The following is a 16,403-nucleotide window of genomic DNA, read 5'->3' as shown; positions in this document are numbered from 1 at the left end:
CCGCGCGCGCTCATTGCGCTTCCACCGCGAGGTCGAAATCGCCGGCACCGCCGATGTTGCTGACCTTGAGCACATGTGGCCCGGCAGAGGTGGCGGTCACCGACAGCATGGATGCCAGCCCGCCGCCGCCATCATCGTCCGAACCCAGCCGTTCCCCGTCCGGCCCGAAGAGTTCCAGCACCGTGTCCACACCCGCCGACAATTCGCGGGTGCGCGCGACGATGCGCTGCCCGGCGGCCAGGTCCAGTTGCACGAAGGCTTCGGCCGCGCGCCCCTGCGCCAGCGTATAGGTGGTGCCGATCGTGATCGGCTGGCCGCGCCCGGTCGGCCCCGCCACGGTCGGCGGCGCCGGGGAGGCGATGCCGACCGCGGTGACCGAGAACAGGAACTCGCCGGCCGTGCCGATGTTGGACAGCGCCAGCACGTGCGGCCCGCCCGCGCCGTCCGGATTGAGTGCGCTGAACGCCATGCGGGACGCCAGCCCCACGCCGCCATCGTCGTTGTTCGGCCCGGCCACGCCATTCGGGGCGTGCAGGGTCACGACGGTATCCACGCCCGCGGCCAGGTCCATCGTCTCGACGCGGTAGCGCGTGCGTGGCGCCAGGTCGACCTGGACGTAGCGGACCTCATTGGCCTCCAACGCCATGCTCAGCGCCTGGCCGAGTGCCACCGGATCGCCCCGTCCGGTCGGGCCATCGACGAAGGCCGGCGTGTGCACGACCTCCAGCCTGGTCGTGTCGAGGTCCTGCTTGTCGCCCCTGACCGAAAGCAGCCAGGGTCCGGCGGCGCCCGGCAGGCGCATGGTCGATGCCTGGGTATCCAGCCGTCGCCGTTCGACGATGCCCTGGCTGCGCGAGACGCGCAGCAGGTCCAGCCCGCGTGAATCCCGTGCCCGCAGGATGAAGGTCTCCCCCTCGGCGTGGGGCAGCAGCACCCAGGCGGGCGCCCCGGGGGGCGCCGCCTCGGGCAGCACGGCGCTGAGCGCGCCGTCGCGCTGGCGGGCCGGCGGGGCGGCGTCCCAGAAGGCGGCGCGGGTCCAGGGCAGGGGGGTGGCCGCGGCCTCGGCCAGCGCCGCGACCGGGGGGCTGGGCGCGGCGTCGGACGCAAGGGTCGCAAGCCCCTTGCCGCCGGAGCGTTCGATCGCCGCGGCGACAGCCGTGGCGTCGCGGCGCAGCAGCACGGTGTAGAGCCGTGCCGCGGCATCGCGCGCCGGGCCGGCGGCGGCGGGCAGGTCGGCCAGGGCGGCGACCGCGGGCGTCCAGGGCTGGTTGGGATCGACCGGCAGCGCCTCCACCCGCGCGGCCGCCGCCGTCAGGAAGGCCTGGAGCGCGGCGGTGGAATCCTGCGTCACCGCCGCCCCCGGCTGGCGCCCCAGGGCCTCGACCGCATCGGCCAGGCGGGCGGCGACGGCGGCAGCATCCGGCGGGGCCTCGGCGCCACCGCAACGGGCGGCGGCGATGGCGGCGGGGCCGGTAGGCACGGCGGATTTGGCGATCTCGGCCAGGGCGTCCAGGCAGGCCTCGGTGCCGGTCAGCCCATGCGCGAGGGCCGAGACCACGCGCTGCCCCAGCGGTTGGGCGAAGAGGTCGCGTTCCGCCACGATGCCGCGCAGCAGGACCAGGCGCAGCGGATCAAGTTCGGGCGCGGGTGGCGCGCCGGCCGGGACCAGCCGGTCCGCCGCGAGCACCAGCCCCAGCATCTGTTCCCGCGGCGGCGTGCCCTTTTGCAGCAGCCGGCCGGTGATGGCGGCCCACCAGGGTGGTTGCGGGCCGTCGATCGGCAAAAGCGCCGCCATCACCGCCCGCACCTGGGCCTGGTTCGGCCCGGCGGGGGCGATGCCGAGGGCGCCGTCCAGCGGCGCGCGCGCGGCGGCCTGGTCCGGTGCCCGGCGGCTGGCGGCCTGGTCAGGGGTCAGGCGTTCGGCGGCCAGGCGGGCTTGGGCCTGGCGCACCATCTCGGGCGTTGGCCCGCTGCGGGGCAGGACTTCCCGCAGCACCCACAGATCGGTCAGCGACGTGGTCGAGGCATCTTCGTGCAACACGGCCCAGCCGAGGTCGCGCTGTTCGGCAAACCCCGACAGCAGGCGCAGCCAGGCGGTGGGCGCGGCCTCACCGGTGCGGGTCGGGGTTTGCTGCGCCAGGGCCAGCAGGGCGCGTTCCTGGCGGCTGCGGCTGCCGGATTGGGCGAAGCTGGCCAGGGCCTCCAGCGCCGCGGCGCGGCCGTCGGCGGCCAGCATGTCGAGTGCGAATTCGGCGTAGCGCCCGCCGGCATAGAGTTCCGCGCGCAGCAGGTCGGCGGCCTGGTCGGGCGGCAGGGTGCGCAGGATTCCGGCGGCGGCTTCCAGCGGCAGCGAGGCGCTGGCGTGGCGTGCAAGGGCCAGGCGGGCGGCCTCGGTATCGGCGCGGATCGGCGTCTCGTCGCCCACATCGCCGCGGCTGAGGAAAAGCCCGGTCACCAGCACCATCGCCTGGCGGTCGCCGTCGTCGGCGTGGTCGGCGGCCAGCACACGGTGCAACGCGGTCAGGCGTTCACTGCGATTGGGGTCGAGCAGGGCGAGTTGGGCGAAGGCATTGGCGCGGCGCTGGGGCGGGCGGGCCTTGTCGGCGATTTCGGCATGCAGCAGGCGGCGTTCCACCCGGTCGCGCTGGTCGCGGTCGGACAGGCGGTCGGTCACGCGTTCGTCCGTCACGCTGGCGATGCGGCCGCCGATGGGGCTGGCGGGGTCCTGGATGGCGGCGATGACGCGTTGCTGGATGGCCTCGTTGGCGGCGGCGACGCCGGCGGCGTTGCGGTAGGTTTCCTCCAGCACGACCTCCCGCGCGCGGGCGACGGCGGCGGCCTGGCCGGCGGCGATGCGGTCGCCGGTCTCGCGTTCCAGCTTGGTCACCTTGTCGTCGATCTGCTGGCGGAAATCGGCCAGCGGGCGGACCAGCTCGGTGCGTATGTAGTTCCATATGGTGCCGCCGCCGATCAGCGCGAGGACCAGGGCGATGGGGGCGTAGACGTTGCGGATGCGGCGGAAGAATTCGTCGGTGACCTCCCGCCGCACCGTCTCGCGCACCGAGGCCGCGACCTGGGCCTGGTAGTCGGCCTGGGATATAGTGACGCCGGCGTCGGAGACGGTCGCCTTGACCTGCCAGAACTCGGACATGGTGGCCCCCTGCGTGCATGCGCGGTTGGGGGGGCAGCGTGGCGCGATGGCGCGGGGAAATCGAATCAAACCGTGCGGGTCAGCGCTCCAGCACCGCCATGCGGCGGCCCTCCAGCACGGCGCAGGATAGTGGCCCGCCCGACCAGGCCGCCGTGTCCAACCCGATGCGGTTGGCGCGCACGGTGACCATGCCGGCGGCCGTGTGGCCATGCACGACGACGGCGCCGTGGTCGGCCTCCGATGCCAGAAAGCTCATGCGGATACCGGTCAGGTCGGCACGGGTCTGGGCATCCAGGGCCACGCCTGGGCGCACGCCCGCATGGGCGAAGAAATAGCCGCCCGCCGCATGGGTCAGCGGGCGGGCGGCGATCCAGGTGCGGTGGTCGTCTGGGAATGACGCGGCCCAGGCGGTGGGGCCGTCTTCTGCGCGCAGCCCGTAGGAGGCGAGCGTCTCCCGCCCACCCCAGGCCAGGAAATCGGCCAGGGCCAGGGGTTCGCCGTCGAGCGCGCCGAGCAGCAGGTGTTCGTGGTTGCCGGCCAGATTCACGGTGGCGCAGCCGGGCACGGGATCGCCGGCCAACAGGTGCGCGACGACCGCGCGAGCATCCGGCCCCTTGTCCACGTAGTCACCCAGATGCACGACCGTTGCCCGCGCGGGCCGCGCCAAAAGATCGGCGGCGATATCGGCGTGCAGCGCGCGCAGCCGGTCGGCGCAGCCGTGGATGTCGCCGATCGCGTAGATCCGAACGCCCTCCGGCAGCCAGCCGGGGGCGTCGAAAAACTTCACTTGGCGGCGACGTTCTTCATGATCGGGGCGACGAATTGCGGTTCGGTGTCCCATGGGAACAGGATCCAGGTGTCCTGGCTGACTTCGGTGACGAAGGCATCGACTTCCGCCCGCCCGGCGGGCTTGGCGTAGATCGTGGCGAAATAGGCCTTTGGCAGCATGGCGCGGACGACGCGGGCGGTGGTGCCCGTGTCCACCAGATCGTCCAGCAGCAGCCAGCCGGCGCCGTCTCCGGCGGCGATGGGGGGCTTGGTCACCTGCGGGTTGCCCCGCTTCTGTTCGTCGTAGGTGACGACGCTGACGGTTTCGACCAGGCGGCATTCCAACTCGCGGGCGATGATACCGGCCGGGATCAGGCCGCCGCGGGTGATCGCGACGATGCCGGTCCAGGGGCCAAGTTCGGCCAGGCGCCAAGCCAGTGCCTTGGCGTCGCGGTGCAACTGGTCCCAGGTGACGGTGAAGTAGCGCTGCGACATCAGAACATCTTTCCCCCATTGGGCACGGCGAAATCGGGTTTCAGCAGCACCACCGCGCCATCGGGGTCGGGGATGCCGAGGACCAGGACCTCACTGCGGAAGCCGGCGATGTTGCGGGGCGGGAAATTGGTCACCGCCACCACCTGGCGGCCGATCAGCCGGTCGGTGCGGTAATGCACCGTCAGTTGGGCCGAGGATTGCTTGACCCCGATCTCCGGCCCGAAGTCGATCCACAGGCGCAGCGAGGGCTTGCGCGCCTCCGGGAAGGGCTGGGCATCGACGATGGTGCCGGCGTTGATCGCCAGCTTGTCGAAATCTTCGATCGTGCAGGGTGTTTCCATGCTCGCCGGTATGGACCCGGGCGGCGTGCCCGAAAAGAGGGTTCAGCCTTCCATCACGCGGTCGGTCGCGGCCTCGGCCGGGGGCGGGATGCGGCGGGCGAGGTGCCTGGCCAGCGGCCGCAGCAGCACGTTCACCAGCAGCACGAGCACCGTCAGGGTCAGCCCGCCCAGGACCTCCCGCGCGCCGACCAGAAGGCCGATGATGGCGACGACCCAGATGGTGGCGGCGGTGGACAGGCCGCGCACGTTATGGAGCGCGTCCTGTTTCAGGATCGCCCCGGCGCCGAGGAAGCCGACGCCCGTCACCACGGCGCCAAAGGCATTGCCCCAATTGGCATCGGGGATTCGGGTCACGGTCAGGTCGCCGAAGGCGGCCGCCCCGATGGCGACCAGCACGCAGGGGCGGATGCCGCAGGAATGGCTGAAGAATTCGCGTTCCAGCCCGATCAGCGCGCCGCAGAGGAACGCCAGCAGCAGCAGCGGGATGGTGCCGTCGGTGAGGAAATACTGGACGATCATGCGTGGGCTTTCCCGGGGGGCTGGACCCCCATCCTGGCACGGCCGGGCGTGGCGGGGCAGGCGTGGCCTGGACGGTCGGGCGGCATCGTGCCATCGGGGTTCGAACAACAACCAAGGCGCGCCACGCCATGACCGACCTGCCCGCGACCCCATCCTTTCGCTGCGACGGGCTGGTGGCCCTGGTGACCGGCGCCAGCCGCGGGATCGGCCGGGCCGCCGCGGTGGCGCTGGCCGAGGCCGGGGCCCGGGTCGTGCTGGCCGCCCGCGCGCAGAATGAATGCGAGGAGACGGCCGCCATCCTGCGCGAGCGCGGGTTGCTGGCGGAGGCGGTGGCGCTGGATGTCACCGACCGCCACGCGGTGCGGGTGGCGGTCTCGGCGCATGGTCCCTTCGACATCCTGGTGAACAATGCCGGAACCAATATCCGCGAGCCTTTCCTCGAGGTCGCCGATGCGTCCTTCGATGCCCTGATCGACCTGAACCTGCGGGCGGCCTTTGGCGTGGCGCAGGCGGTGGCGCAGGGGATGGTCGCCGCCGGAAAAGCCGGGGCGATCATCAACATGTCCTCGGTCAACGGCCATGTCGGCGGGCTGAACCGCACCGTCTATACCGCGACCAAGCATGCGATCGAGGGGCTGTCCAAGGCGATGGTCAGCGAGTTGGGGCCGCATGGCATCCGCGTGAACACGATCTGCCCGGGGTTCGTCGAAACCCCGCTGACGCATGGGCTGCTGTCGGACCAGAAATTCCGCGAAGGCACGGTGCGGCGCATGCCGATGGGCCGCATCCTGACGGTCGAGGACCTGATGGGCGCCGTGGTGTTCCTGGCCAGCCCCGCGAGCGGCATGGTGTCGGGCTGTTCGCTCATCGTCGACGGGGGGTTCCTGGTTCAGTGACAAAGGGCATGAAAATCGGCCGGCGGGGCGGCGCCCTGGCGGCGGCGGGCGCGTTGGTCCTGGCCACGACCCGGGTCTCCGCGCAGGGCGCGCTGCCAAGCGCCAGCGTCGTTTTCAATGACGGGCTGTCGGTGCCGATCCCGGCGCGGCCGCCGCTCGGCACGGGGTTGGATCGGGCGCTGGTGCTCGGCGGCGGGGGCGAGTTCTTCGCCGCCTGGATGCTGGGCTTCATGCATGGGCTGAACGCGGGGGGCGTGCCCTATGCGGCGCCCGACATCATCATCGGCACCTCCGCCGGATCCTTCGTCGGCAGCACCATCGCTGGCGGCCACATCACGCGACTGACGCGGGAATTCGATTTCTTCGGCCGCTTTCCGGGGCTGATGTCCGACCTGGTGCCCGTGCCGGTGCCGAATGCCAGCCAGCGGCGTGCGCATGAGCTTTGCGCAAGCGCCAGCGACGCGAGCCCGGCCACGATCCAGGCCATCGGGCGCGGCGCCATGGCGGCGCGGAACCCGTCGGTCACGGGGTTGCAGCGGATGATCGAGGTGCTGACCGGCAATGTCGCCTGGCCGGACCCGAAATTCCATGCGGCGACGATGGATTGCTACAGCGGCGAACGGCTGATCGTGTCGGCCCGCCATGGCGTGCCGGTGTCGCATGCGGTGTCGGCCAGCATGTCGCTGCCGGGCATTTTTGGCCCGACCTTCGTCGGCGACCGCCTGTGCATGGATGGCGGCATCAGTTCGACCAGCCTGCACGCCGATGTCGTGGCGGGGGCGAAGCGGGCCGTGGTGGTGTCCCTGACCGATGGCACGCCGGGCAGCGGGCCGCGGTTCTCGGCGATCCCCTCCGACCCCTTGCGTGAGATGCGCGATCTTGAGGCCGCGGGCACCCGCACGCTGCTGATCGCGGCCAATCCGGGCCAGGTGAACCTGGTGTCGCCGGCCGAGATCGGGCCGGCGCTGCGGGCGGGGCATGAACGTGGCTTGCGGGAAGCCGATCGGGTGAAGGCTTTTTGGGCCTGATGTCTGGATGCCTGACGTCTGGGTGCCTGCATTTTCAAGGAAAAACCGTCGATGCGTGACTTCCACCTTGCCGGGCGCAGCCCGGTCTATGCCTCCAACGGCATGGCCGCGACCTCGATGCCGGCCGCGACCCTGACCGCCATCGACGTGTTGCGCGCCGGCGGCAATGCGCTGGATGCGGCGATCGCGGCCCATGCCGTGCTGGCGGTGATCGAACCGCAGAGCACCGGCATCGGCGGGGATTGCTTCTGCCTCTATGCGCCGGCCGGGACGGGCCAGGTGATTGCGGTGAATGGATCGGGCCGGGCACCGCGGGGGGCCACGCCCGCCGCATTGCGCGCGGCGGGGCTGACCAAGATGGAGCCGACATCGGCCCATTCCGTCACCGTGCCGGGGGCGATCAGCGCCTGGGAATTGCTGAACCGCACGCATGGCCGCAAGGGGCTGGACGAATTGCTGCGCCCCGCGATCCACCATGCCGAGGCGGGGCACCCGGTGCATGACAAGGTCGCCTGGGACTGGGCCAATTCGGCGGCCAAGCTGGCGAAGCATCCGGGGGCGGCGCGGAAATTCCTGATCGACGGCAAGGCGCCGAAGCCCGGCCACCGCTTCGTGCAGGCGCCGTTGGCCAAGACCTTGCGGGCGATCGGCACGCATGGCGCGCGGGCCTTCTACGAAGGGCCGATCGCGGCCGACATGGTGGCGACACTGCGCGCCGTCGGCGGGTTGCACACGGAGGAGGATTTTGCCCGGGGCGCCACGGTCGCGGAATTCGTCAACCCGATCTCGATCCCCTGGCGCGGCATGGAGGTGTTCCAGTGCCCGCCCAATGGATCGGGCGTCATCGTGCTGATGATGATGGGGCTGATGGGCGGTTTCGAGACACCGTCGCAGGGCGCCTTCTCGGTCGAGCGGATGCACCGGCATATCGAGGCCGCGCGCCTGGCCTATCGCGACCGCGACGCCTTCCTGGCCGATCCGTCCCAGGTCGATGTGCCGGTCGAGCGGCTGACGTCCAAACCCTATCTGGACGCACTGCGCGGGTTGATCCGCGACGACGTGGCGATGCGCGAGATGCCGCCCGCCGGCCAGGCCGATTGGGAAAAGCACAAGGACACGGTCTACCTGTCGGTGGTGGACCGCGACGGCAACGCCTGCTCCTTCATCAACTCGCTGTTCGAGGGCTTTGGCTCGGGCATCCTGGCCGAGGATTGCGGCGTGATGCTGCAGAACCGCGGCTACGGCTTCCGGCTGGAGGAAGGGCACCCCAACTGCATCGCCCCCGACAAGCGCCCGATGCACACGATTATCCCGGGGATGGTGATGCAGAACGGTCGCGCGATCATGCCCTATGGCGTGATGGGCGGGCATTTCCAGCCGATGGGGCAGAGCCTGTTCCTGACCAACCATTTTGAGTTCGGGCTGGATATCCAGCAGGCGATCGACCTGCCGCGGCTCTTCCCGCAAAGCGGCAAGGTGCAGGTGGAGCGCGGCATCCCGCAGGCGATGATCGACCGGCTGAACCGGTTGGGCCATGTCTGCGAACTGGTCGAAAAGCCGCATGGCGGCGGCCAGGCGATTTTTATTGACCACGCGCGGGGCGTGCTGGTCGGGGGGAGTGAGCCGCGGAAAGACGGCCTGGCCCTGGGGTACTGAGACGATGACCGAGCCCTGCGACCTGACCGCCCTCGAAGCCCGCGCGCTGATCGGCCGCCGTGCTCTGTCGCCGGTCGAATTGACCCAATCCTGCATCGCCCGGGTCGAGGCGGTGGACCACGCGGTCAACGCCATGCCCGCGCGGGACTTTTCGCGCGCGCTGGCGACCGCCAAGGCGGCCGAACAGGCGGTGGTCGCGGGGGCGCACCTCGGTCCGCTGCACGGCTTGCCCGTGGGTATCAAGGATCTGGAGGAAACCGAGGGGCTGCGCACCACCTGGGGCAGCCCGATCTTCGCCGACCATGTGCCGACCGCCGATTGCGGCATGGTGGCGCGGGTGAAGGCGGCGGGCGGCATCGTGCTGGGCAAGACCAACGTGCCGGAATTCGGCGCGGGGGCGAATACGCGCAACACGGTCTATGGCGCGACGGGCAATGCGTTCGATCCCACGCGCTCGGCCGCGGGGTCATCGGGCGGGTCGGCGGTGGCGCTGGCGACGAACATGGTGCCGCTGGCGACGGGCAGCGATACCGGGGGGTCCTTGCGCAACCCGGCGGCGTTCAACGGCATCGTGGGATTCCGCCCATCGCCGGGGCTGGTGCCGTCGGAAACGCGGGGCTTTGGCTGGTCCAACCTGCCGGTGCTGGGGCCGATGGCGCGCAATGTGCCCGACCTGTGCCTGATGCTGTCGGCGATGGCGTCCGACGATGCGCGGGATCCGCTGGCCTATACGCTGCCGCACCGGCCGGTGCGGGGGGAGCCGGCGCTGTTCTTCCCGCCGCGCGCGATCGACCTGGGGTCGCTGCGCCTGGCGATCACGCCGGATTTCGGCTTCGCGCCGACGGAGAAGCTGGTGCGGCGGGCCTTTGCCGCACGCGTCGCGGCCATCGCGCCGATGTTCGGCGCGGCCGAGGAGGCCGAGCCCGATTGCAGCGGCACCGATGAAGCGTTCGAGGTGCTGCGCGCCATCGGCATGGTGGCGAGCCACGGCCAGAAAGTGCGCGAAAGGCCGCAGGATTGCGGGCCGAACATCCGCGAGAATGTCGCCGAGGGGCTGCGCTATGGTGTCGAGGACATCACCCGCGCGATGACCGAGCAGACCAAGATCTATCGCCGCTGGCAGGCATTCTTCAGCCGGCACGATGTCATCATCTCACCGGCCATCACCACCAGCCCGCGCAATTGGCGTGAGCTGTTCCCGGCCGAGATCGATGGCGTGGCGACGCGGACCTACTTCCACTGGCTGGCGCTTGCCTATGCGGCGACCTTGGTCGGGCATCCGGCGATCAGCATCCCCCTTGGGCTGGACGAGGCGGGGATGCCCTTCGGCTTGCAGATCGTCGGGCCACGCGGCGGCGATGCGCTGGTGCTGGGCGTGGCGGCGTCGATCGAGGCCGCCTGCGCCGGCGATGCCGCGCTGCGCCGGCCAGTGCCGGACGTGGCGGCGTTGATGAAGGCCGGGCCGATCAGCGCCATGGCGGAGTTCATGACCTTCGCCTGACTCAGTACCGGTAGCCGCGCCACCCCGGGCCATAGGGTCGGTAGCCGTAGCCGTAGCCGTAGCCGTAGGGCCGGGCGTAATAGCGCGGGCGCGGCGGCACGACGTAGACCGGCGGCGGCGGCGCGTAATAGACGGGCGGCCCGGCATAGACCGGCGGGGGGGCCTCCACGTAACCCGGCGCCGGGTAGGCCACGCAGCCGCCCAAGGCCAAGCCTAGGGAAGTGATGGCCAGGATCGTCCAATTGCGGCGCATCTTGGCCTCCGGTGCAGACGGGCGATGCCCTACCATCGGCCACGACCGCTGCGGTTATAGGCATAGGCGGGTTGCCCACGCCCACGATTGTAGTTGGGGCCATAGCCGCCCCGGTGGTAGCCGCCATCATTGGAATTGTTGGACGCGGCGATGATCAGCCCAGTGGCCAGCACGGCACCAAGGCCCAGCGCCACCGTCCCCCCCACATTGGGCGACCCGTCGGGATTCTGGCAGCCTCCGAGGACCAGGGCGGAACCAAGGGCGAGTGCGGCGAGGATACGCATGGGGCAGGCCTCCTTTCGGCCTGCGTGCAACATGGGCCACGATCGTGTCGGGACGCGGCCGGAACATGGCGGCGCCATGGCCGGGGTTCACGTTGCTGTGAGCGGCCGCGGCCGTGCCACCGTTCGGACCCTGGCGGCGTTTACTCCCGACCAGGCGGGGGAATGGGCATGAATGCGTCGGACATTTCGGGCGCGCGGGCGACCCTTGGGCGTTCCTGGCGATGAGCAGCGGCGCCAGCCTCAAACGCGATCTGCGCACGGGCACCCCCGTCTGGATCGCCGACCCGCCCCGCCCCGCCCCGCCGACGCCGCTGGAGCAGGATGTGCGCGTCGATGTCGCGCTGATCGGCTGCGGCGTCAGCGGTGCGCTGGTCGCGGATGCGCTGTTGCAGGCGGGGCGGACGGTCGCGGCCTTTGACCGGCGGGGCGTGGCGCAAGGCTCCACCGCCGCCAGCACGGCGCTGCTGCAATTCGAATTGGACCAGCCGCTGACCCTGCTCTCCCGCCGTATCGGGGCGGAAAAGGCGGTGCGTGCCTATTGGCGCTCGGCCACCGCCGTCGCGCATCTGCGCGGAAGGATCGCGGATCTGAACCTGCGCTGCGGCTTTCGGGAACGGCATACATTATACTTGCCGGGCAATGTGCTGGCCGCGGCGGGCCTGCGGGAGGAGGCGGAGGCACGCGCGCGGGTCGGGCTGCGGTCGCGTTTCATCGATGCCGAGACCTTGCGGCGCCTGACCGCGGCGCCTGGCACCGATCCGCTCGAAACCGGCATCGACCGCCCTGGCGCCATCTGGTCGGGCGGGGCGGGTGAAGTGGATCCGGTGGCATTGGTGCGCGGGCTGTGGCGCTCCGCGACCGACCGCGGCGCCACGATCCACGCCCCCTGCGACATCGTGGATATCGCGCCTGGCGCCACGCAGGTCGTGCTGACCACCGATGCCGGGCGCAAGGTGCGCGCGAAGCACCTTGTGCTCGCCACCGGCTACGAATTGTCGAAGCTGGTACGGCCGAAGGGGTACAAGGTGATCTCCACCTGGGCCTTCGCGACCCGGCCGCAGCCGGACCGCCTATGGCCGAGCCGTTGCCTGATCTGGGAGGCGGCGGACCCCTACCTCTATATCCGCACCACCCGCGACGGCCGGGTGTTGGTGGGTGGCGAGGATGCGGATTTTTCCGATGAGGCGAAGCGCGATCGGCAACTGCCCGCGAAGGTCAAACGCATCGCCAAAAAGCTCGGCGCGTTGATGCCGGGGCTGGACACAGAGCCCGACTTCACCTGGACCGGCTGCTTCGGCGACAGCGCCACCAGCATGCCGGCCATCGGACCGGTGCCCGGGGCGCCCCGGTGCTTTGCGGTGCTGGGGTTCGGCGGCAATGGCATCACCTTTTCCGCGATCGCGGCGCAGGTGATCCAGCGCGCGATCTTGGGATTGCCGGACCCGGATGCGGATTTGTTTGCCCTGGCGTAACGGCGCGTATTTAGGCAGTCCTGGGGTCAGATCGGCCTCGCCGGATTGCCCACGACGGTTGCCCCGGCGGCCACGTCGCGGGTGACGACGGCGCCGGCGCCCACGATGGCATCGTCGCCGATCGTCACGCCCGGCAGGATCAGCGCGCCGGCGCCGATCCAGCAATTGGCACCGATGGTGACGGGGCGGCCGTATTCCACGCCGGCGCGGCGCTGGGCGGGATCGCGCGGGTGGTCGGCGGCCAGGATCTGCACGGCGGGGCCGATCTGGGTCAGGTCGCCGATGGTGACCGGCGCGACATCCAGGATCACGCAGCCGAAGTTCAGGAAGACATCCCGCCCGAGGCTGATGTTGAAGCCGTAGTCGCAATGGAAGGGTGGGCGGATACTGGTTCCATCGCCAACGGCGGCGAAGAGTTCCGCCATCAGGGCCTGGCGTTCCGCTTGGGCCAGCAGAATGCCGGCGTTGAAGCGGGCCATCCAGGCGCGGGCCTGGCCATTGGCCGCGACCAGTTCGGGGTCGCCTGGCCGGTAGGGCAGCCCGGCCAGCATCTTTTCCTTTTCGGTCAGGCGCGGCCGCCGGAAAAGGCATTGAAGGTCTGGATGGTGTAGGTGTCCTTCACCCCGGGCACGGTTTGCAGTTTCTGCACGACGAAGAGGCCGATGTCGGCTTCGGGGTCCAGGTAGAACTTGCCCATCAGGTCGTATTGGCCGGAGGTCGAGTGCATTTCCGACAATTCTTCGACCGTATCGGCCATTTCTCGGGCAACGCGGTAGGCTTGGCCCATGTCGCATTTGATCATCACGAATATGGCGCGCATGGCGGGGCCCCCTGGTTGGTCGGGCCGCACCATGCCGCCGGCGCGTGCGGCGGGGAAGGGGTGCCGCGTGCGGCCCCCCCCCCCGTTATCGCTCAGTAGATTTCCGGGACGTAGAGTTCCGGCGCCAGGGTCCGCCGTTCGTAGTTCGGATCGAACACCCGGTCCGGCAGCGGCACCGTCTCATGCGGCACGTCCTCGTACGGGATCATCGACAGAAGATGGGCGATGGTATTGAGCCTGGCGCGCTTCTTGTCGTTGCCCTCGACGATGAACCAGGGCGCTTCGGCGATGTTGGTGCGTTCGAACATCGTCTCCTTGGCCTTGGTGTATTGCTCCCAGCGGACGCGGGACTGCAGGTCCATCGGCGATAGTTTCCACTGCTTGATCGGGTCGTGGATGCGCATGAGGAAGCGCATCTGCTGTTCCTCATCGGTGATGGAGAACCAGTATTTCACCACCAGGATGCCGGAGCGGACCAGCATCCGCTCGAATTCCGGCACGTCGCGGAAGAACTGCTCGACCTTGTCGTCGTCGGCGAAGCCCATCACCTTCTCGACGCCGGCGCGGTTGTACCAACTGCGATCGAACAGCACGATTTCGCCGGCGGCCGGCAGGTGCGGGACGTAGCGCTGGAAGTACCACTGGGTCTTTTCGCGGTCGGACGGTGCCGGCAGTGCCACGGCGCGGCAGGTGCGCGGGTTCACCCGTTGCATGATGCGCTTGATGACGCCGCCCTTGCCCGCGCTGTCGCGGCCTTCGAACAGCACCACGACCTTCAGCCCCTTGTGGCGGACCCAGTCCTGCAGCTTGACCAGCTCACTCTGCAGCCGCAGCAATTCGCGGAAGTAGAAGTTGCGATCGATCGTGCTTTTCTTGCGTTCCTGCCAGAGGGCGCGAAGCTCGGCCGGGATGCGGGCGTCATCGACCTCCTGTTCCAGCTCCTCGTCGAAATCATCCTGGAGTTCGAGGTCGAGCCAAGGCCGTTCCGCTTGCGTGTCGTCGTGATCCTGCACAAGTCTCTCCTGGTTCATGGGCGGAGGTTACCAAGCGGGTCATGACAGGAGAATGACGCCGCCTAGACTGGCCGCTGGCCTTGGCGGCACGCGCCTTGCTTGCCAGCCATGTGTCTGGAGAACGCCATGTCCGACCCGATCGACCTGACCGAGCACACGAGCCAGGATCGCGGCGGCCCAGCGCAGCCGCTGCTGGCGATTTCCGGGCTGACCAAGCATTTTCCCATCCGCGGCGGGCTGTTGGGCCGGACGGTCGCCACGGTGCGCGCGGTCGATGACGTCGGCTTCACCGTGCATAAGGGCGAGACCCTGGGCATCGTCGGCGAAAGCGGCTGCGGCAAGTCGACCACGGCCCGGCTGCTGATGCGGCTGCTGCCGCCCGATGCCGGCGAGATGATTTTTGATGGCGAGGGGGTGGGCGAAACGGCGCTGCCGCTGACCGATTACCGCCGCCAGGTGCAGATGGTGTTCCAAGATTCCTATGCGTCGCTGAACCCGCGCCTGCCGATCGAGGACACCATCGCCTTCGCGCCAAAGGTACATGGGCTATCGGCGGCCGAGGCGCGGGAGCGGGCGCAGGAGTTGCTGGCGGCGGTGGGGCTGGCGCCGGCGCAATATGCCCGGCGCTACCCGCATGAATTGTCGGGCGGGCAGCGTCAGCGGGTGAATATCGCCCGCGCGCTGGCACTGCGGCCGCGCCTGGTGATCCTGGACGAGCCGGTCAGCGCGCTGGACAAATCGGTCGAGGCGCAGGTGCTGAACCTGTTGCAGGACCTCAAGGAACGGTTCGGGCTGACCTACGTCTTCATCAGCCATGACTTGAATGTCGTGCAGTATATCAGCGACCGGGTGCTGGTGATGTACCTGGGCCAGGTGGCCGAGGTCGGGCCGGTGGATGCGATCTACGACCGCCCGGCGCATCCCTATACGCGGGCGCTGCTGGCGTCGCGGCCATCGATGGACCCGGCGAACCGGCGCACCGTGCCGCCGCTGTCGGGCGACCCGCCGAACCCGGTGAACCCGCCATCCGGCTGCCGCTTCCGCACGCGCTGCCCGCATGCGGAGGATGTCTGCGCCGCGGTGCCTCCGCTGCCGGCCGACCTGGGGGGCGGGCATTTGGCGGCCTGCCATATGGCCCTGCCGGGGTCGGGGCATAGCTTGGCCGGGAGCCTGGCGGCATGAGCGCCGCGCTGAAGCCCGAGACCACGGATTCGGTGCTGATCCGGGCGCGCAACCTGACGGTGCAGTTCGTGTCGCGGGATGCCACGGTTTCGGCCGTCAACGGCGTGGACCTGGACCTGATGCAGGGCGAGACCCTGTGCATCCTGGGCGAAAGCGGATCGGGCAAGTCGGTCACCCTGCGGGCGCTGATGGGGCTGTTGCCGAAGCGGGCGCGGATCGGCGGCGAGATCATGGTCGCGGGCCATGACGTGGCGCGGATGAGCGAGAGCCAACTGTCCGACTTCCGTGGCGGCGAGGTCGCCATGATCTTCCAGGAGCCGATGACGGCGCTTGACCCGGTTTTCACCGTCGGGCGGCAGATCGCCGAGACGGTGCAGCGGCATGAGCGGGTGTCGCGATCGGCGGCCAATGCGCGGGCGCTGGAATTGCTGGAACTGGTGCAGATCCCATCCGCGAAACGCCGGTTGGAGGCGTATCCGCACGAGTTGTCGGGCGGATTGCGGCAGCGGGCGATGATCGCGGTGGCCCTGGCCTGCCGGCCCAAACTGCTGCTGGCGGATGAGCCGACGACGGCGCTGGACGCGACCGTGCAGATCCAGGTGCTGCTGCTGCTGCGGGAATTGCAGGAAAGGCTGCGGATGGGGGTGGTGTTCGTCACCCACGACCTGGGCGTGGCGGGCGAAATCGCCGACCGGGTGGCGGTGATGTACGCCGGTCGGGTGGTCGAACAGGGGCCGGTGGCGGCGCTGATGGCGGGTCCGCTGCACCCCTATGCCAATGGGCTCCTGGGGGCGACGGTGCATGCGGGGATGCGGGGCAAGCGGCTGACGACCATCCCGGGGGCGCCGCCGAGCCTGGAGGCGCTGCCGCCGGGCTGCGCCTTCGCGCCCAGGTGTTCGGAGGTGATGTCGGGGTGCGTGGCGGAGGTGCCGCGGCCGACGGTGATGCCCGGGGAGCGGATGGTGCGGTGCTGGAAGTATGGGTGAAGGCCTGACCGTCATCGACCCCTGGGCGGGGTGACGCC

Annotated in this window: 17 protein-coding genes; 7 read left to right on the top strand and 10 right to left on the bottom strand. The window is 70.0% G+C overall.

Annotated features, from left to right (window positions below; genetic code table 11):
• Positions 1-10: 10 nt before the first annotated feature.
• The 5 genes from ACQW02_RS15010 to ACQW02_RS14990 form a co-directional block, all read right to left on the bottom strand.
• Complete coding sequence (locus tag ACQW02_RS15010; RefSeq protein ID WP_431280717.1) at positions 11-3,151, bottom strand: hypothetical protein; 3,141 nt, start codon at positions 3,149-3,151, stop codon at positions 11-13.
• 79 nt (positions 3,152-3,230) lie between these two features.
• The gene (locus ACQW02_RS15005; RefSeq protein WP_431280716.1) at positions 3,231-3,938 is read right to left on the bottom strand and encodes a metallophosphoesterase; all 708 of its coding nucleotides are present in this window, start codon (positions 3,936-3,938) and stop codon (positions 3,231-3,233) included.
• Complete coding sequence (gpt, locus tag ACQW02_RS15000) at positions 3,935-4,414, bottom strand: xanthine phosphoribosyltransferase (RefSeq protein ID WP_431280715.1); 480 nt, start codon at positions 4,412-4,414, stop codon at positions 3,935-3,937. Before gpt ends, ACQW02_RS15005 begins: the two co-directional genes overlap by 4 nt.
• Positions 4,414-4,755, bottom strand: a complete 342-nt coding sequence (locus ACQW02_RS14995; RefSeq protein WP_431280714.1) for a tRNA-binding protein — start codon at positions 4,753-4,755, stop codon at positions 4,414-4,416. The genes gpt and ACQW02_RS14995 overlap by 1 nt, the downstream gene beginning before the upstream one ends.
• Positions 4,756-4,797: 42 nt before the next feature.
• A complete protein-coding gene (locus ACQW02_RS14990; RefSeq protein WP_431280713.1) occupies positions 4,798-5,274 on the bottom strand; it encodes an MgtC/SapB family protein in 477 nt (158 codons plus the stop codon).
• Between the two features lie 128 nt (positions 5,275-5,402).
• Between ACQW02_RS14990 and ACQW02_RS14985 the strand changes: the two genes are divergently transcribed.
• Genes ACQW02_RS14985 through ACQW02_RS14970 form a run of 4 tightly spaced genes read left to right on the top strand, consistent with a single transcriptional unit; the run spans position 5,403 to position 10,355 of the window.
• The gene (locus tag ACQW02_RS14985) at positions 5,403-6,170 is read left to right on the top strand and encodes an SDR family NAD(P)-dependent oxidoreductase (RefSeq protein ID WP_431280712.1); all 768 of its coding nucleotides are present in this window, start codon (positions 5,403-5,405) and stop codon (positions 6,168-6,170) included.
• An 8-nt stretch (positions 6,171-6,178) separates the two neighbouring features.
• Positions 6,179-7,198 carry a patatin-like phospholipase family protein gene (locus ACQW02_RS14980; protein WP_431280711.1) on the top strand — a complete coding sequence of 340 codons (1,020 nt, stop codon included), beginning with the start codon at positions 6,179-6,181 and terminating at the stop codon, positions 7,196-7,198.
• Positions 7,199-7,249: 51 nt separating this feature from the next.
• Positions 7,250-8,854, top strand: a complete 1,605-nt coding sequence (locus tag ACQW02_RS14975) for a gamma-glutamyltransferase family protein (protein ID WP_431280710.1) — start codon at positions 7,250-7,252, stop codon at positions 8,852-8,854.
• Between the two features lie 4 nt (positions 8,855-8,858).
• Entirely contained in the window at positions 8,859-10,355 is a 1,497-nt protein-coding gene (locus ACQW02_RS14970; protein WP_431280709.1) for an amidase, read from the top strand.
• A 1-nt stretch (position 10,356) separates the two neighbouring features.
• On the opposite strand, the gene ACQW02_RS14965 is transcribed toward ACQW02_RS14970, so the two are convergent.
• Positions 10,357-10,608, bottom strand: a complete 252-nt coding sequence (locus ACQW02_RS14965) for a hypothetical protein (RefSeq protein WP_431280708.1) — start codon at positions 10,606-10,608, stop codon at positions 10,357-10,359.
• Positions 10,609-10,637: 29 nt separating this feature from the next.
• On the bottom strand, positions 10,638-10,892 hold the full coding sequence (locus ACQW02_RS14960) for a hypothetical protein (protein ID WP_431280707.1): 255 nt from the start codon (positions 10,890-10,892) through the stop codon (positions 10,638-10,640).
• A gap of 221 nt (positions 10,893-11,113) precedes the next feature.
• On the opposite strand from ACQW02_RS14960, the gene ACQW02_RS14955 reads away from it, so the two are divergent.
• Positions 11,114-12,364 carry an NAD(P)/FAD-dependent oxidoreductase gene (locus ACQW02_RS14955; protein WP_431280706.1) on the top strand — a complete coding sequence of 417 codons (1,251 nt, stop codon included), beginning with the start codon at positions 11,114-11,116 and terminating at the stop codon, positions 12,362-12,364.
• Positions 12,365-12,390: 26 nt separating this feature from the next.
• On the opposite strand, the gene ACQW02_RS14950 is transcribed toward ACQW02_RS14955, so the two are convergent.
• The 3 genes from ACQW02_RS14950 to ppk2 form a co-directional block, all read right to left on the bottom strand.
• A complete protein-coding gene (locus ACQW02_RS14950) occupies positions 12,391-12,915 on the bottom strand; it encodes a sugar O-acetyltransferase (RefSeq protein WP_431280705.1) in 525 nt (174 codons plus the stop codon).
• Between the two features lie 14 nt (positions 12,916-12,929).
• Positions 12,930-13,184 (bottom strand): Lrp/AsnC ligand binding domain-containing protein, encoded by a 255-nt coding sequence (locus tag ACQW02_RS14945; RefSeq protein ID WP_431280704.1) that lies wholly within the window; start codon positions 13,182-13,184, stop codon positions 12,930-12,932.
• A gap of 92 nt (positions 13,185-13,276) precedes the next feature.
• A complete protein-coding gene (gene ppk2, locus ACQW02_RS14940) occupies positions 13,277-14,215 on the bottom strand; it encodes a polyphosphate kinase 2 (RefSeq protein WP_431280703.1) in 939 nt (312 codons plus the stop codon).
• A 108-nt stretch (positions 14,216-14,323) separates the two neighbouring features.
• On the opposite strand from ppk2, the gene ACQW02_RS14935 reads away from it, so the two are divergent.
• Both ACQW02_RS14935 and ACQW02_RS14930 read left to right on the top strand, forming a co-directional pair.
• On the top strand, positions 14,324-15,379 hold the full coding sequence (locus tag ACQW02_RS14935; RefSeq protein WP_431280702.1) for an ABC transporter ATP-binding protein: 1,056 nt from the start codon (positions 14,324-14,326) through the stop codon (positions 15,377-15,379).
• Complete coding sequence (locus ACQW02_RS14930; RefSeq protein WP_431280701.1) at positions 15,376-16,365, top strand: ABC transporter ATP-binding protein; 990 nt, start codon at positions 15,376-15,378, stop codon at positions 16,363-16,365. The genes ACQW02_RS14935 and ACQW02_RS14930 overlap by 4 nt, the downstream gene beginning before the upstream one ends.
• Positions 16,366-16,403 lie beyond the last annotated feature (38 nt).

It is taken from the genome of Humitalea sp. 24SJ18S-53 (assembly GCF_050632385.1).
Lineage (GTDB): Bacteria > Pseudomonadota > Alphaproteobacteria > Acetobacterales > Acetobacteraceae > Humitalea.
The sequence above is the reverse complement of the archived record's forward strand: the minus strand, read 5'-3'. Positions and strand labels throughout refer to the sequence as shown.

What these genes read in the sequence shown, in the direction of transcription:
- ACQW02_RS15010 (WP_431280717.1), bottom strand. Translation starts at nt 3,151, where the DNA reads ATGTCCGAGTTCTGGCAGGTCAAGGCGACCGTCTCCGACGCCGGCGTC.
- gpt (WP_431280715.1), bottom strand. Translation starts at nt 4,414, where the DNA reads ATGTCGCAGCGCTACTTCACCGTCACCTGGGACCAGTTGCACCGCGAC.
- ACQW02_RS14995 (WP_431280714.1), bottom strand. Translation starts at nt 4,755, where the DNA reads ATGGAAACACCCTGCACGATCGAAGATTTCGACAAGCTGGCGATCAAC.
- ACQW02_RS14990 (WP_431280713.1), bottom strand. Translation starts at nt 5,274, where the DNA reads ATGATCGTCCAGTATTTCCTCACCGACGGCACCATCCCGCTGCTGCTG.
- ACQW02_RS14985 (WP_431280712.1), top strand. Translation starts at nt 5,403, where the DNA reads ATGACCGACCTGCCCGCGACCCCATCCTTTCGCTGCGACGGGCTGGTG.
- ACQW02_RS14980 (WP_431280711.1), top strand. Translation starts at nt 6,179, where the DNA reads ATGAAAATCGGCCGGCGGGGCGGCGCCCTGGCGGCGGCGGGCGCGTTG.
- ACQW02_RS14975 (WP_431280710.1), top strand. Translation starts at nt 7,250, where the DNA reads ATGCGTGACTTCCACCTTGCCGGGCGCAGCCCGGTCTATGCCTCCAAC.
- ACQW02_RS14970 (WP_431280709.1), top strand. Translation starts at nt 8,859, where the DNA reads ATGACCGAGCCCTGCGACCTGACCGCCCTCGAAGCCCGCGCGCTGATC.
- ACQW02_RS14965 (WP_431280708.1), bottom strand. Translation starts at nt 10,608, where the DNA reads ATGCGCCGCAATTGGACGATCCTGGCCATCACTTCCCTAGGCTTGGCC.
- ACQW02_RS14960 (WP_431280707.1), bottom strand. Translation starts at nt 10,892, where the DNA reads ATGCGTATCCTCGCCGCACTCGCCCTTGGTTCCGCCCTGGTCCTCGGA.
- ACQW02_RS14955 (WP_431280706.1), top strand. Translation starts at nt 11,114, where the DNA reads ATGAGCAGCGGCGCCAGCCTCAAACGCGATCTGCGCACGGGCACCCCC.
- ACQW02_RS14950 (WP_431280705.1), bottom strand. Translation starts at nt 12,915, where the DNA reads ATGCTGGCCGGGCTGCCCTACCGGCCAGGCGACCCCGAACTGGTCGCG.
- ACQW02_RS14945 (WP_431280704.1), bottom strand. Translation starts at nt 13,184, where the DNA reads ATGCGCGCCATATTCGTGATGATCAAATGCGACATGGGCCAAGCCTAC.
- ppk2 (WP_431280703.1), bottom strand. Translation starts at nt 14,215, where the DNA reads ATGAACCAGGAGAGACTTGTGCAGGATCACGACGACACGCAAGCGGAA.
- ACQW02_RS14935 (WP_431280702.1), top strand. Translation starts at nt 14,324, where the DNA reads ATGTCCGACCCGATCGACCTGACCGAGCACACGAGCCAGGATCGCGGC.
- ACQW02_RS14930 (WP_431280701.1), top strand. Translation starts at nt 15,376, where the DNA reads ATGAGCGCCGCGCTGAAGCCCGAGACCACGGATTCGGTGCTGATCCGG.